At 77.3% G+C, this 937-nt stretch carries 1 pseudogene; it reads left to right on the top strand.

Annotated elements, in window-relative coordinates:
• Window positions 1-427 precede the first annotated feature (427 nt).
• Window positions 428-937: pseudogene (locus DZF91_RS40105) on the top strand (hypothetical protein); the annotation flags it as partial.

Genomic DNA, 937 nt, shown 5'->3' with positions numbered 1-937 from the left:
GGCGCTGTCGCGGCCCGCCGTCGCGACCGCGTTCGGCCTGGCCCGGCGGCACCTGTCGGTGGTGCAGGCGGCCGGCCCCGGCCTCGCGAGGGCCGTCCGCGAGACGGGCGCGCCCGAGCGCCGCACCCGGCTGGCCCGCCTGGTGCTGGGCTGACGCCGGGGCCACGGTTCCGCTCCCCGCACTCCGGGTCTCCCGGCCGGGTTTCGGTCGCCCTGTGCGGCGCCTCGGGGCCGCTGTGCGGCGTTTCTCAGGGGTGCCCGGAGGTTCGGCGACTTTGCCGGGACGGAGGAAACCGTCGTGTCGGTGTTTACCGGAGGGGCGCGGTAAGGCACGATTCGATCACGAAGGCGCGAACCCGGTGCGATCGCCCGGCCGCGCCGGCTCGGACGAGCCGGCCCGGCCGGGCGGCGACAGCGAAGGAGTGACATGCCCCAGCAGCGACGCCTCCGGAGGATCGGGTCCGCGGCGACGGCCGTCTCGGCGACCGCCCTGGCCGTGACCGTGCTCGGCGCCCCCGCCGCGTTCGCCGGGACGACGAGCGCGAGCGCCGCCAAGCCGTGCAGGAAGGGCACCGACCCCGCCAGCACCGTCGACAACTGGAAGTGCCAGCTCGACAACCTGCGCGACCGGATCGACCACCACAACACCCCGTCGCCGTCCCCGACCAAGACCAAGCCGCCCGCCAAGCCGGACAAGCCCGCCGGGGACGGCTCCGGCGGTCACGGCGGAGGCGGCAGGGGCGGGGCAGGCGGCAAGGGCGGCGGTACGCCCGGGAACACGGGCGGCGGCGGGCCGAGGGTGAGCGTGCCGAACGGTTCCGGGCCGTCGGTCATGAGCGACCAGGCCGCGCGGCCGTTCGCGACCGCGGCGCCGAACGGCTCGCGGACGGACCTGCCGGGGCTGCTGCCGCCGCAGGTCGCCGGGCCGGACACGGTC

The organism is Actinomadura logoneensis, assembly GCF_003428695.1.
Taxonomy (GTDB): domain Bacteria; phylum Actinomycetota; class Actinomycetes; order Streptosporangiales; family Streptosporangiaceae; genus Spirillospora; species Spirillospora logoneensis.
This window is presented reverse-complemented; position numbering and strand designations above follow the sequence as displayed.